Origin of the sequence: Melittangium boletus DSM 14713, assembly GCF_002305855.1 — a bacterium.
GTDB classification, from domain to species: domain Bacteria; phylum Myxococcota; class Myxococcia; order Myxococcales; family Myxococcaceae; genus Cystobacter; species Cystobacter boletus.
Window position 1 is genome coordinate 4917073 of the sequence record NZ_CP022163.1, and the last position, 13678, is coordinate 4930750.

Consider the following 13678-nt stretch of genomic DNA (forward strand, 5'->3'; position numbering starts at 1 on the left):
ATGAAGAACATGAAGAACGGACTCTTCAAGAAGTGGCTCGCGGCCGCGCTGTGCGTGCTGGCCCTTGGCTCCACGGCGGCCCTGGCCGAACCGGATTCCTTCGGTCTGGGTGATGGACACAACGGCGCGCTGACCGTGGATGAGGACATCGTCCTCAACAGCTACGCGCCCGTTACGGGACCGCTGGCTCCCGGAAACATCTTGCCGGTGGGGGCCTGCGCGGGAAACCCGGTTTGCTTCAAGGCGGGCGATCTGGTGATGGTGCTCCAGTCGGCGGGCTATACCCCCGTGCCTCCCTCGGGCGGTTCGGCCACGATCGATATCTCCAACGCCGGGGTGGGCCGCTGGGAGTTCGCGCGACTGGACTCCGCGTCGGGCTCCGCGCTGACCCTGACCGCGCCGCTCGTCCACTCCTATGCGTATGAGGCGGGCAAGACGCAGGTCATCCGCGTCCCCGAGTACACCGACTTGATCCTCAACGCCCAGGTGTCGGCCCTCGCCTGGAATGGGAGCGTGGGCGGTGTGGTCGCGTTGCTGGCCTCGGGCACGGTGACCAATGAAGGGGAGATCAGCGCTTCCAGCGCGGGTTTCCGGGGTGGGCAGTACGTGAATGGCGCGGCTGCCACGCGGGGTTGTACGGAACTGGATCAGGCGGCCACCGCCGGCGGCGCTCAGAAGGGCGAAGGCATCGTCGAAGGGCGTTATGGCCCGGTTGCTGGCGCTTCGGGTCGCGGCAACATTGCCAATGGCGGGGGAGGCGGTGTCTGCTTCAAGTCCGGTGGTGGTGGCGGCGGCAACTTAGGTGCGGGTGGTGAAGGTGGGCGCTCGTCCGGTAGGTCGGGAACGCAGAATGATGGGGCTCGACTCGTCGGTGGACAGGGTGGCTCGGCCCTTACCTACTCGATGTTGAACCACCTGACGTTTGGAGGTGGTGGTGGCGCGGGACATGGCTCCAACAACACGGGCGTTGCCGGTGGGCGCGGCGGTGGTGTCGTCTTCGTTCGTGCCAATGCGCTCACGGGCTCTGGCTCCATTTCCGCGTCGGGTGGTTCGGCGGGTCTCGCGACTGGAGACGCGGGCAGCGGTGGTGGCGCGGGTGGCTCCATCTACCTGCGCTTCAGCGGGAAGGCGGAGTGCGGCACGGTCACCGCCATTGGCGGCGTGGGTGGTAACTCGGGCACCGCGCTGCTGGGACCTGGTGGTGGCGGTGGCGGTGGGCGGGTGTTGTTCCAGGGAGGCGCGGACAGCACCTGCTCGTTCAACTTGTTTGGCTCGTCGGCCGGTAGCCAGCCTGATACCAGTTGGACGCCCGATGGCAGTTACTTCGGTGCGAAGGCGGGCTCGCCTGGCAATTACGTCACGCTGCCTGGCGGTTTCGTGGTGCCGGCGGTTCCCACGGTGACCACGCCCGCCCACAACTCCTTCACGAGCAATCCCCAGCCCGACATCAAGGGCACGGCCACGCCCAACACCACGGTGGTCATCTACATCGATGGCGTGGAGGTGGGCCGGGCGACGTCCAATTCGGCGGGCAACTACAGCTTCCCTCTGCCCGCGCCGCTCGCCGAGGGCCCGCACACCGTGCAGGCCGCCACGGAGGTGGATGCCTCCCAGAGCCCCAAGAGCGTGGCCAACACCTTCACGGTGGACACGGTGAAGCCCGCGGCGCCCTTCGTGTCGGCGCCGGGCGACAACACCTACGTGACGACGGTGCGTCCGCCCATCACGGGCACGGCCGAGAAGAACAGCACGGTGACGGTCTACATCGACGGCGTGGCGGTGGGCACGACGAAGGCGGACGATTCCGGCAACTGGAGCTACACGCCCACCACGGACCTCGGGCAGGGCCCCCACACGGTGAAGGCCACGTCCAAGGACGCGGCGGACAACGTCAGCGCCGACTCCAACACCAACACCTTCACGGTGGACACGGTGAAGCCCGCAGCGCCGGTCGTGTCGGCGCCGGACGACAACGACTACGTGACCACGGTTCGTCCGGTCATCACGGGCACGGCCGAAGCCAACAGCACGGTGACGGTCTACATCGACGGCGTGGCGGTGGGCACGACGAAGGCGGATGCTTCCGGTAACTGGAGCTACACGCCCACCACGGACCTCGGGCAGGGCCCGCACACGGTGAAGGCCACGTCCACGGACGTGGCGGGCAACGTCAGCGTCGACTCCAACACCAACACCTTCACGGTGGACACGGTGAAGCCCCCGGCGCCCGTCGTGGAGACCCCGATCAACAACACCTACGTGACCACGCTCACGCCCACCTTCACGGGTACGGCCGAGGCCGACAGCACGGTATCGGTCTACATCGACGGGGTCTTCTCCGGGACCACGATCGCGACTGGGGGCACCTGGAGCTACACGCCCACCACGCCGCTGATCGGCGAGGGCGCGCACACGGTGTACGCCACGTCCACGGACGCGGCGGGCAACGTCAGCGTCGACTCCAACACCAACACCTTCCTCGTGGACTCGGTGAAGCCGGTGGCGCCGACGGTGGATGCTCCGGATGAGGGCTCCTATGTGACCACGGTTCGTCCGGTCATCACGGGCACGGCCGAGAACAACAGCACGGTGACGGTCTACATCGATGGCGTGGAGGTGGGTACGACGACGGCGGATGGCTCCGGCAACTGGAGCTACACGCCCACCACGGATCTGGCGCAGGGCTCGCACAAGGTGAAGGTCACGTCCAAGGACGCGGCGGGCAACGTCAGCGTCGACTCCAACGTGCGCACCTTCATCGTGGACTCGATCGCCCCGGTGGCGCCGGTGGTGATCGACCCCGCCAATGGCGCGGAGGAGTCCTCCCGCCCGACGTTCACGGGAACGGCGGAGCCCGGCGCCACGGTGACCATCATCGTCGATGGTGAGGATCTGGGCACGACGACGGCGGATGCCTCGGGCAACTGGACCTACACGATTCCCACGGGCTCGCCCGGTCTGGCTGATGGCTCCCACACGGTGACGGCGAGGCAGACGGACGCGGCGGGCAATACCAGCCCCGTGGCGGTTCCCGAGAACACGTTCACGGTGGATAGCACCCTGCCGAGCACCACCATCGAGACGAAGCCGCCGCTGGTGTCCAACTCCACGACCGCGGAGTTCACGTTCAGCTCCGACAAGTCGCCCGTGACCTACGAGTGCACCCTGGACACGGTCGTCGTGTCTTGCACGGATACGTTGAAGCTGGAGAACCTGGCCCAGGGCTCGCACACGCTGACCGTGCGCGCCGTGGATGCGTTGGGCCACAAGGATCCCTCCGTGGAGTCCTACACCTGGACCGTGGACACCCTCGCGCCCGCGGCGCCGGTGGTGCTGGCTCCGGACGAGGGTTCCGAGCAGACCACGACCACGCCCGTCATCTCGGGCACCGCCGAGCCGGGCAGCACCGTGACGGTCATCATCGACGGGGTGGAAGTGGGCACCACGACGACGGACGCCTCGGGCAACTGGAGCTTCCCGACGACCACGCCGCTGACTCCGGGCCCCCACGAGGTGACGGCGCGGGCCACGGACGCCGCGGGCAACACCAGCCCCGACTCGGCTCCGCGCGGCTTCACCGTGGTGGACGACACGCCCGCGCCGGTGCCGCCCGCTCCCGTGATCACCTCGGGTCCCTCGGGCACCACGCCGGAGCACGGCGCGACGTTCGAGTTCGGTTCGGACGCGCCGGGCGTGACGTACGAGTGCAGCCTGGATGGGGCGACCTACACCGCGTGCACCCCGCCGACGAGCTACGACAACCTGACCGACGGGGAGCACACCTTCCGCGTACGCACGCGGGACGCCGACGGGAACGTGTCCGAGCCCGCGACCCGCACGTGGACCGTGTCCACTCAGGCCGTGGCCGAGGATGACATCGCCTTCCTGGGCGGTGGGTTTGGCGGCTGCTCGGCCTCGGGTGGCGACGCCTCGCTCATCATGCTGAGCCTGGGCACGCTCGTCACGCTGGCGCGCCGCCGCCGCCGTCAGGGCTGAGCGCTGTCGTGACGTGAGTCCAGGAGGCCGGGTTCTTCTCCCCCAGGGGAGCGGAGCCCGGCCTCCGTCTTTTCAGTGCATGTGCTGGGACAGCGCCTGGGGCTCGGGCGGCGGGGGATTCACCGCGGACAGCAGGGGGAGGGCCACATAGAAGGTGGAGCCCCGGCCCATCTCGCTCTCCACCCAGATGCGGCCGCCGTGGCGCTCCACGATGTCCCGGCTGATGTAGAGGCCCAGCCCCAGCCCTCCGTAGGACGTGATGGAGACATTGCGCGCGCGGAAGTAGCGCTCGAAGAGCTGCTCCTGTTGATCCCTCGGAATCCCGATGCCCTCGTCCGCCACGGACAGCAGCGCGAAGTCCCCGCGCACGTCCAGGGATACGCGCACGGTGCTCGCCCCTGGGCTGTACTTGAGGGCGTTCTCCAGCAGATTGGCGATGACCTGCTCGAGCCGGTAGGCGTCGCCCCGGATGCGGACGGGCTCGGACGGGTGCGAATAGTCGATGCGGTGCTGGCCGCGCTCGGCGTCCATGCCCGCGAGCGCCCGCTCCACGAGCGAGTCCACGCGCGTGGGTTCGAATTGTAGCGCGAGCCGCCCGGCCTCGATGCGCGAGGCATCCAGCAAGTCATTGATGAGCGCGGTGAGCCGCAGCAGGTGCTGGCGCGCATGGCGCAGCAGGGCGGGATCCACGGGCTCCTGGCGCTCCAGACGGCGCTCGAGGCTGGCCAGCCGCAAGGACAGGGGGGTGAGGGGTGTCTTGAGCTCGTGCGAGGCGATGGTGAGGAAGTCATCGCGCACGCGGATGGCCTCCTGGGCCTCGCGGAACAGGCGGGTGCGCTCGGCCTCGGCGCTGCGCTGCTCGGTGATGTCCTCGACGATGCCCACGCCGCCCTCCACCTCGCCGTTCTCGGCGATGCAGGGCGCGAAGTGGACACGCACCGGGGTGGCCTTGCCCGTGGGGGTGGTGCGATAGTCCCCCTCGTAGTAGGCGTGGCGCCCCTCGAGCACGTCCCGCACGCAGGCGGTGATGGCCTCGTCGTGGAGGGCCAGCAGGTTCAATCCGATGATGCGCCGCTTGGACGTGCCGATGAGGCGCACGAAGTAGTCGTTGCAGGCGATGAGGGTGGGGGTGTCATCGAAGTGGAACAGGCCCAGGGGCGCGTTCTCGAAGACGAGTTGATAGGCGTGCTCCACGGCGGGCGTCGTGTGCGTGGCCGACTCCGGGGGTTCTTCCCGCGCGCGGATCCGTTCGGGGACGCGGCGCAGCACCACGGTGATCCGCTCCTCCCCGGGTGCGCCCGAGGCCCCCACTGTCACGTCGACTTCCCGCTCGGAATGGTTGTGCAGATGGATCCGGGTGCGGACCGCTCCGCCACCGCGCTCCCATACCCGGGAGTGCATGTGGCGCAGGAAGGATTGGGAGCCGAAGGTGCGCAGGCGATCCGGGAGGAGGAGCGCGAACGGGCGACCCACCAACTGTTCCCGCCTCCAGCCGAGCAGGCGTTCCGCGGCGGGATTCACGTAGAGGATGTGCTCGTGCCCGTCACATGCCACGAGCGGATCCACCATGGCCTCCATCCACTGTCTCGACTCATCTCCAGACATGCCTCCTCCTCTGGAGTGACGGCCTCCGTTACTCGTGAACGTTGGCGATGGTGGGGCCAACCGGTGAGCCCTCGTTTGCTTCTGAGCGAAGGGCCGTATCCCCGTCAGGGAGGCAGGCGGCCAGGGGCCGTCAAGAGGCCACGAACGCGCTCTCCGCCAGCGGCTCCACCTGGAAGCGCGCGATGAGCGGCATGTGGTCCGACAGGCCGTGGAAGCGGCTGCGCGCGTCTCCAAAGGCGAGCGTGCCCTCGGCGTCGAGCCACCGGATGCCCGCGCTGGAGAAGATGTGGTCCAGGTGCATGCGCAGGTGCATGAAGCCCGCGGTGGGGAAGCCCCGGGAGGCGCGGGGATCGATCTGCCCCACCGCCGCCTGGGCACTGATGAAGCGGGCCTCGTCGCAGAAGAAGTGGAAGACGGGCGAGGCGGGAGGGGAATTGAAGTCCCCGCAGACGACGAAGGGCTCGCTCTTGCACTGCCGCCGCACCAGCTGCGCGAGCGCGCGCGCCTCGTGCAACTGGTTGATGCCGTTGCCCATCTTGTCGCGGGTGGACCAGAAGGCGCGGGCGAAGGGCGTGGGCAGGCTCAGGTGGGTGTTGAACACGTGCAGCGCGAGCCCGTTGTCCTTGCGCACCAGGCGCATGTGGGCGCAGATGCGGCTCTGCTTGCGCTCGCGCAGCAGCCGCACGTGGTGGTGGGTGATGGGGTGGGGCGCGTCCACGTTGTGGGTGTCCACCATGAGCCGCTCGGTGTTCACCAGGATGGCGAGCCCCGTGGTGTAGAGCGAGAAGTCCCCCACGCCATAGCGGTGGGCGCGAAAGTAGAAGGCCTCGTAGGGCATGGGGCGGCGGAGGTTGACGAACGTCTCCTCCATGCGTCCCATGAAGGCCTCCAGCTGGGTTTCGCCGGGACGCGCGCGCCGGTGGGCCACGTTGCTGCGGAACGACTGCGTCTCCACCTCCTGGAGGCAGATGATGTCCGGTAATGGATCCAACGTGGCCAGGGCCGCGGCGACCCGTCGTTTAGGACCGAGGGTACTGGCGAGCCCGCGCAGGGCGTGTCCGAAGTAGCGGACGTTGTAGCTGACGATTCGGAGGTCTGTGTCGCCCATATCCATCGTCCGTGCCGCGAGGAAGGCGGAGTGCCGGGGGAAAGGTAAGGCGGGTTCCTGGCGGTGGGGAGGGGTGCTCGATTGCAACCCCCGGCCGGGACGCCTGGTCCCGGGCGAGGGGAGCGGGCGGGAGCGCCGGGGCGGTGTTAAAGGAGGGGGTACACCATGACGTCCACCGCCCCCCGTTTCCACGGAACCGATAGCTACCTCTCCAGTGAAGGCCTCCAGGCCGCCGTCAACTGCGCGCTGACGCTCCAACGCCCGTTGCTGGTGCGCGGCGAGCCGGGCACGGGCAAGACGCTCCTGGCCGAGGCCGTTGCCCAGAGCCTGGGACTGCGCCTGCTCACCTGGCACGTGAAGAGCACCACGCGCGCCCAGGACGGCCTGTACGTCTACGACACCGTGCAGCGCCTGTACGACTCGCGCTTCGGCGAGGGGGACGTGCGCGACATCCGCCACTACATCCGCCTGGGGCCCCTGGGCGAGGCCTTCGCCTCCAAGGAGCGGGTGGTGCTGCTGCTCGACGAGGTGGACAAGGCGGACGTGGAGTTCCCCAATGACTTGCTCCACGAGCTGGACCGGATGCGCTTCCGCATCACGGAGACGAACGAGGACGTGGCGGCCACGCACCGCCCGGTCGTCATCATCACCAGCAACAACGAGAAGGAGCTGCCGGACGCCTTCCTGCGCCGATGCGTCTTCCACTTCATCGACTTCCCGGACCAGGAGCTGATGCGGCGCATCGTCGAGGTGCACCACCCGGGGCTGGACGCGTCGCTCACGGAGCAGTCGCTCAAGGTCTTCTACGAGCTGCGCAACTTCACGCGCCTGCGCAAGCGGCCCTCCACGAGCGAGCTCGTCGATTGGATCGCCGTGCTCAAGGCCAATGGCGTCACCCAGGTGCGGCTCGAGGAGCAGCTGCCCTTCCTGGGGGCCCTGCTCAAGCGCGAGCAGGACCTGATGGCGGTGGCGGAGGCCTTCGGACGCGGCCGCCGGACGAAGGCCTGAGCGGGAAAGGCACACCATGTTCCTGCCCTTCCTCTATGAATTGCGGCGGCGCGGGGTGCCGGTGGGTGCCCAGGAAGCGGTCGCGCTCGCGGGAGCACTCAAGGCGGGCCTGCACGACAGCTCGCTGGACGGCTTCTACCACGTGGCGCGCGCGCTGCTCGTGCATGCGGAGACGCACCTGGATGCCTTCGACCAGGCCTTCCTCACGCACTTCAAGGGCGTGGAGGCGGCGGGGCAGCAGCTCACCGACGAGCTGCTCGAATGGCTCCGGGACGCGCGCGAGCGGCGCGAGCTCTCTCCCGAGGAGCGGGCGCTCCTGGAGCACTTCGACGCGGAGGAACTGGAGAAGCTCTTCCAGCAGCGCCTGGAGGAGCAGCGCGAGCGGCACGATGGCGGCTCGAAGTGGATTGGGACGGGAGGCGCGTCGCCCTTTGGCCACTCGGGCCTGCCGCGCGAGGGCTTCCGCGTGGGAGGCGAGGGCGGCGGTGGCAAGAGCGCGATGAAGCTCGCGGGGGCGCGCGCGTACCAGGGCTACCGGAGTGACGTGGTGCTGGACACGCGGCAGATGGCGCTGGCGCTGCGCAAGCTCCGGGCCTTCTCGCGCGAGGGCGCTCAGGACGAGCTGGACGTGGAGGGCTCCATCGCGGCCACGGCGAAGAACGCCGGCGAGCTGGAGGTGGTGACGCGCGCGCCGCGCCGCTCCAACACCCGCGTGGTGCTGATGATGGACGTGGGCGGCTCCATGGACCCCTACGCCCACCTGGTGAGCCGGCTCTTCTCCGTGGCGAAGCAGGCCACGCACTTCAAGGAACTGCGCACCTACTACTTCCACAATTGCGTGTACGGCCGCGTGTTCGAGTCCTCCCTGCTCAAGGGGGGCATCAGCGTGCCGGACCTGGTGGGGCAGCTGGGCCGGCACTACAAGCTGGTGATGGTGGGGGACGCGCTGATGGCGCCCTACGAGCTGACCATGCGCACCAACACCGAGGGCTACTACGCCGGGGACAACGGCAAGGAAGGCCTGATGTGGTTGATGGACCTGGCGCGGCACTTCGAGCGCAGCGCCTGGCTCAATCCCGAGCCCATCCAGACGTGGCGGGGCAATACCATTGATGCGGTACGTCGCGTTTTCGACATGTTCCCGTTGACGCTCGAGGGGTTGGGCGAGGCCGTGGCGCACCTGACCAAGGGGCGCACGGCGCGAGGGCGTCGGTAGCGACACGTTTTCGGACTAGCGTCGTCTCCCTGTCCACTCGCGGTCGGGGGAGCTGACGATGACGACGATTCTGGTGACGGGTGCCACGGGCACCATTGGTTCGCAGGTGGTGGCCGCCCTCAAGGGGCGTGAGGACGTGAAGGTGCGCGTGGCCGTGCGCAGCGCCGCCCAGGCGGACGCGCTGCGCGGCGGCGGCGTGACGCCCGTGGACTTCGAGTTCAACAAGCCCGAGCTCATCAAGAAGGCCCTCACGGGGGTGGACAAGGTCTTCCTCGTGGTGCCCTTCGTGGCGGAGCAGGTGGAGCACGGCACGAAGTTCATCGATCAGGCCCAGCAGGCCGGCGTCCGGCACATCGTGAAGCTGTCGGCCCTGGGCAGTGGCGTCGTGCCCGGCATCGACCTGGGGCGCTGGCACCGCATCGTCGAGCGCTACCTGGCGGGCTCGGGCATCGCGTACACCTTCCTGCGGCCCAACAATTTCATGGAAAACTTCATCCACATCCATCCTCCGGGCAAGGACGGCAACATCTACCTGCCCATGGGACAAGCCGGGTGCAGCTTCATCGCGGGCGCGGACATCGCCGCGGTGGGCGTCGCCGCGCTGACCACGCCGGGTCACGAGGGCAAGGCCTACGAGCTGACGGGCCCCGAGGCACTCTCCCTCGCCCAGGCCGCCCACATCCTCTCCGGCGTGGCGGGCCGCCCGGTGAACTACGTGGATGTGCCGGAGGAGGCCGCGCGCAAGAGCATGCTCGGCGCGGGCATGCCCGGGTGGATGACGGAGGCGTTGTTGGAGTTGAACGCCCTGGGCAGGGCGGGCCACGCCGCGCGGGTGACGGACTCGGTCCAGCGGGTGCTCGGCCGCGCGCCCACGGGCTTCGCCCAGTTCGCCCAGACGCACGCCGCGCGCTGGAAGTAGCTCCGGGTGGGAATTAGCGATGCGAGAGAGGGGCGGGCCGATTAGAACGGCGGCCCATCCTCGCGGTCCCACCCAGAAGGAGTCTTCTCATGGCCCCTGTTTCCATCCAGCCGCTCTACACCACCTCCGCCACCTCGAACGGTGGCCGCAACGGCCGCGTCCGCTCGGACAACGGCACGGTGGACTTTCCTCTCACCATGCCCAAGGCGCTCGGTGGCCCCGAGACCCCGGGCTCCACCAACCCCGAGCAGCTCTTCGCCGCGGGCTACTCCGCGTGTTTCGAGGGCGCGCTGCGCCTGGTGGCGCGCAACATGAAGAAGTCCATCAGCGACGCGCACATCACCGCCAAGGTGACCATCGGCAAGACGCCGGAGGGCGGCTTCGGTCTGGCGACCGAGCTGCACGGCAAGATCTCCGGCGTGTCGGCGGCCGAGGCCCAGGAGCTGATGGAGGCGGCGCACAAGGTGTGCCCGTACTCGGTGGCCACCCGGGGCAACATGGACGTGAAGCTCACGTCCGAGGCGGCCTGAGTCCATCCGCGCGGGGCCGGGCGCTTCACGTCCCGGCCCCCGCCGTCGTTCCTTCCGTTACTTCGCGCCCTCGAGCCACGTGCCCCAGCGCACGAGCCGCACGCCGCCTTCGGGCTCGCGCTTGCCGCCCGGGCCCACGCGCTCGGTGCCCTCGGCGAGCGCCTGGAAGCGCGCCTCGCGGGCGAGGCCCGACAGTTGGGGGCTCCAGGGGTCCGCGGCGACCGTCTCCGAATAGACGCGCTGGGTGCCTTCCTCGCTCATCGTGCGCTGCACGCCGATCGTGGGCACTTCATGGCCCTCCACGCTGAACGTGCCCGGTGTGCCGGACGCCACGGACGGCGGCGGCCAGTCGCCCGCGGTCAGCGCTTCCCACGCCAGGCCCATCAGCACCTCCTCGAGCGGCTCGGCCTCGGCCTCCGCGAGGTCCGTGCACGGAGCCGCCTGGGTGTCGATGGGGCGCTCGGTGCGCAGCAGGTAGCCGCGCTCGGCGCCGAAGCACACGCGCTGCAGCGTGGGCATGGGCTCCAGGTCCACGCGCCGGTCGTACCAGGTGCCCGGGCCCAGTGGCCGCTCCAGCGAGGGCACGGCGCCGCTCGCCGAGCCCTCTCCCGCCTTGAACTCGACCAGGTCCAGCGTGAGTCCTCCCGGCACGCGGAAGCCCGCGGACTCGGTGGCGGCCTGGAGCAGGCCCCGGGTGAGGTAGAGCGGTCCCGGCTCCTTCGTGTACAGGCGGCTGACGAGGTTGCCGTCCACCGGGCGGTCATCCTTCACGTAGCGCAGCCCCTCCCAGGTGCGCTGGGCGACCGTGGCGCGCTCGGCGGAGGGCTCTCCGAGCGGGGACACCTCGATGGGGTGCGTCTCGTCCGCGCGCACGGGCAGCACCACGTCCTGGGCGAGCCGCGTCTGGGGCAGGGCCTGGCCGGCCTCGTCCCGGAAGGAGAGCTGGAGCCACACCCAGGGCCGCTGCACGGCCACCACCGCCAGCGTCACCCGTCCCTTGAGCTCGCGGGGCGTCCCACCCCGCTCCATGCTGCCCTGGTGCGCGGAGAAGGCGTAGGTGACGGTGTCGCCCACCCGCGCGTTCCGCCAGCCGTTCTCCGGGGCCGTCGTGGCCTGGGCGGACGAGGATTCGGAGGCGGAGGGGCCGCTGGACTTCGAGGTCATACAGCCGGGCAGGAGCAGCAGGGCCGCGCCGAGCAGCGCGCGAGCAGGGGACGGAGGGCGCATTCGCATGGGGGACTTGATACACCGGGAGTGAGAGTCCTCGCATCTTTACGCTGGAGCCGCGTGCATGCCTCCCTCCCTGCCCATCCGCCGCGTCGTCCTCTACAAACATGGTGTTGGCTACTTCGAGCGCCAGGGCAAGGTGGAGGGCAGTGACACGCTCCACCTGGACTTCAAGGCGCGGGACATGAACGACGTCCTCAAGTCCATGACGGTGTTGGACTTGTCGGGCGGCTCGGTGTCGGCGGTGAGCTACGACTCCACCAAGCCCCTGGAGCAGCTCCTCCAGGAGGCCACCCTGCGCATCCCCGATGACGGCGGCATCACGGCGCTGCTGGCGCAGGTGAAGGGCGCGCGGGTGAGCGTGCGCGTGGGCAAGGAGCAGCACGTGGAGGGCGTCATCGTGGGGCTCGAGTGCCTGCCCCTCATCGAGGGCAAGGTGGCCGTGGAGCGGCCCTTCCTGACGCTGCTGGTGGGCGCGTCCCTGCGCAGCTTCGACCTGCTGGACGTGGCGGAGCTCACCTTCCTGGATGACGCGGTGCGCGAGGACCTGGAGTTCTACCTGGCCACGGTGTTGTCCTCGTACAAGAAGGACACCAAGCGGGTGTCGGTGCTCACCTCGGGCGAGGGCTCGCGCGACCTGTTCGTCTCCTACGTGCTGGAGGCGCCGGTGTGGAAGACGAGCTACCGCATCCTGATGGAGGAGGGGGAGAAGCCCCTGCTCCAGGGTTGGGCGGTGGTGGACAACACGGGGGACGAGGACTGGGAGCAGGTGGACCTGGCGCTCATCGCGGGGCTGCCGGTGTCCTTCGTGCACGACCTGTACAACCCGCGCTACCTCAAGCGGCCCGTGGTGGAGGTGCGCACGGAGGCGGCCGCGGCGCCCGTCATCCCCGAGGAGGACTACGGGACGCTGGGCGAGGCGGAGGCGGAGGCCCCCATGGAGGTGGAGATGGCGATGGCGCCCATGGCCGCGCCCGCGCTCGCGCCCATGCGCGCGGCGCCCGGGGGCGGCGGCCCGGTGTTCGGCAGGCGTGAGGCGCGCGAGCGCAGCGCGGCGGTGAAGACGGTGACGAAGGAGGTGGGGGACTTGTTCGAGTACCGGGTGGACCACCCGGTGACGGTGCACCGCAACCAGAGCGCGCTGGTGCCCATCCTCCACCGCACCTTCGAGGGGCGGCGGGTGCTGCTCTACAACCGCGCCACGCGCGAGAAGAACCCCATGGCGTGCATCGAGCTGAAGAACACCACGGGGCTCACGCTGGAGGGCGGCCCGGTGACGGTGACGGACGCGGACACCTACGTGGGCGAGGCCATGCTGGACACGATGAAGCCGGACGATCGGCGCTTCGTGCCGTACGCGGTGGAGCTCGGGTGCGCCGTGTCGGTGGAAGACGCGATGGAGGAGGGGCCGGTGCGCCGGGCGGTGGTGGCCCGGGGCGTGCTGACGGTGGAGTTCTTCCACTTCCGCCGCACCCACTATGTCATTCGCAACAAGGCCAGGCGCGCGCAGACGCTCTACCTGGAGCACCCGCGCGCGGGCTGGCAGCTCGAGGACACGCGCGAGCCCGACGAGACCACGGACAACTTCTGGCGCTTCAAGCGCGAGCTGGAGTCCGGCGCGAGCGAGGACTTCGCCGTCACCGAGACGTCGCGCAACCAGCGCACGTACATGCTCACCCACACGGGGTTGGACGACGTGGCCCTCTTCCTGAGCTCGGGCTTCATCGACGAGCGCGTGGCCGAGGGCCTGCGCGAGGTCGCCGCCCTGCGCGAGAAGCTGGCCCAGCTCACCGAGGAGGAGCGGCGCCGCTTCGAGGAGCGCACGCAGCTCTTCGAGGATCAGAAGCGCATCCGGGCCAACATCGACTCGCTCAAGAGCGGCGGCTCGCAGCGCGAGCTGTCCGAGCGTTTCGTGGCGAAGCTCAACGAGCAGGAGGACCGGCTGGAGGCGCTGGCCCGGGAGCTGGAGCAACTGGCCCAGGGCAAGCGCGAGGCGCAGGAGGCCGTCAACCGCACCCTCCAGTCCCTGGCCTTCACCTCGGACCTGGGCACGCCCCGGGGCTGAGCCG

At 69.4% G+C, this 13678-nt stretch carries 9 protein-coding genes; 6 read left to right on the plus strand and 3 right to left on the minus strand.

Annotation, left to right across the window (positions count from 1 at the left end; all coding sequences use genetic code 11):
- Window positions 1–9 precede the first annotated feature (9 nt).
- Complete coding sequence (agmC, locus tag MEBOL_RS20840) at window positions 10–3996, plus strand: adventurous gliding motility protein AgmC (RefSeq protein ID WP_157775310.1); 3987 nt, start codon at window positions 10–12, stop codon at window positions 3994–3996.
- A 72-nt stretch (window positions 3997–4068) separates the two neighbouring features.
- Here the strand turns inward: agmC and MEBOL_RS20845 are convergent, their stop codons facing one another.
- Window positions 4069–5601, minus strand: a complete 1533-nt coding sequence (locus MEBOL_RS20845; RefSeq protein ID WP_245919971.1) for a sensor histidine kinase — start codon at window positions 5599–5601, stop codon at window positions 4069–4071.
- 130 nt (window positions 5602–5731) lie between these two features.
- On the minus strand, window positions 5732–6709 hold the full coding sequence (locus MEBOL_RS20850; protein ID WP_095979087.1) for an endonuclease/exonuclease/phosphatase family protein: 978 nt from the start codon (window positions 6707–6709) through the stop codon (window positions 5732–5734).
- Window positions 6710–6874: 165 nt separating this feature from the next.
- Between MEBOL_RS20850 and MEBOL_RS20855 the strand changes: the two genes are divergently transcribed.
- From MEBOL_RS20855 to MEBOL_RS20870, 4 genes are all read left to right on the plus strand, one after another.
- Window positions 6875–7717 carry an AAA family ATPase gene (locus MEBOL_RS20855; RefSeq protein ID WP_095979088.1) on the plus strand — a complete coding sequence of 281 codons (843 nt, stop codon included), beginning with the start codon at window positions 6875–6877 and terminating at the stop codon, window positions 7715–7717.
- Between the two features lie 16 nt (window positions 7718–7733).
- Window positions 7734–8933, plus strand: coding sequence for a vWA domain-containing protein (locus MEBOL_RS20860; RefSeq protein WP_095979089.1), 1200 nt, complete (start codon window positions 7734–7736; stop codon window positions 8931–8933).
- A 58-nt stretch (window positions 8934–8991) separates the two neighbouring features.
- A complete protein-coding gene (locus MEBOL_RS20865; protein ID WP_095979090.1) occupies window positions 8992–9852 on the plus strand; it encodes an SDR family oxidoreductase in 861 nt (286 codons plus the stop codon).
- Between the two features lie 89 nt (window positions 9853–9941).
- The gene (locus MEBOL_RS20870; RefSeq protein WP_095979091.1) at window positions 9942–10382 is read left to right on the plus strand and encodes an organic hydroperoxide resistance protein; all 441 of its coding nucleotides are present in this window, start codon (window positions 9942–9944) and stop codon (window positions 10380–10382) included.
- 57 nt (window positions 10383–10439) lie between these two features.
- Here MEBOL_RS20870 and MEBOL_RS20875 read toward each other — a convergent pair whose 3' ends face one another.
- A complete protein-coding gene (locus MEBOL_RS20875) occupies window positions 10440–11615 on the minus strand; it encodes a DUF6068 family protein (protein WP_095979092.1) in 1176 nt (391 codons plus the stop codon).
- 58 nt (window positions 11616–11673) lie between these two features.
- Here MEBOL_RS20875 and MEBOL_RS20880 point away from each other — a divergent pair, with 58 nt between their 5' ends.
- The gene (locus MEBOL_RS20880) at window positions 11674–13674 is read left to right on the plus strand and encodes a hypothetical protein (protein ID WP_095979093.1); all 2001 of its coding nucleotides are present in this window, start codon (window positions 11674–11676) and stop codon (window positions 13672–13674) included.
- Window positions 13675–13678 lie beyond the last annotated feature (4 nt).

Bases quoted from the DNA above. Each gene is read 5' to 3' on its own strand.
- agmC (WP_157775310.1), top strand. From the start codon at position 10: ATGAAGAACGGACTCTTCAAGAAGTGGCTCGCGGCCGCGCTGTGCGTG.
- MEBOL_RS20845 (WP_245919971.1), bottom strand. From the start codon at position 5,601: ATGTCTGGAGATGAGTCGAGACAGTGGATGGAGGCCATGGTGGATCCG.
- MEBOL_RS20850 (WP_095979087.1), bottom strand. From the start codon at position 6,709: ATGGGCGACACAGACCTCCGAATCGTCAGCTACAACGTCCGCTACTTC.
- MEBOL_RS20855 (WP_095979088.1), top strand. From the start codon at position 6,875: ATGACGTCCACCGCCCCCCGTTTCCACGGAACCGATAGCTACCTCTCC.
- MEBOL_RS20860 (WP_095979089.1), top strand. From the start codon at position 7,734: ATGTTCCTGCCCTTCCTCTATGAATTGCGGCGGCGCGGGGTGCCGGTG.
- MEBOL_RS20865 (WP_095979090.1), top strand. From the start codon at position 8,992: ATGACGACGATTCTGGTGACGGGTGCCACGGGCACCATTGGTTCGCAG.
- MEBOL_RS20870 (WP_095979091.1), top strand. From the start codon at position 9,942: ATGGCCCCTGTTTCCATCCAGCCGCTCTACACCACCTCCGCCACCTCG.
- MEBOL_RS20875 (WP_095979092.1), bottom strand. From the start codon at position 11,615: ATGCGAATGCGCCCTCCGTCCCCTGCTCGCGCGCTGCTCGGCGCGGCC.
- MEBOL_RS20880 (WP_095979093.1), top strand. From the start codon at position 11,674: ATGCCTCCCTCCCTGCCCATCCGCCGCGTCGTCCTCTACAAACATGGT.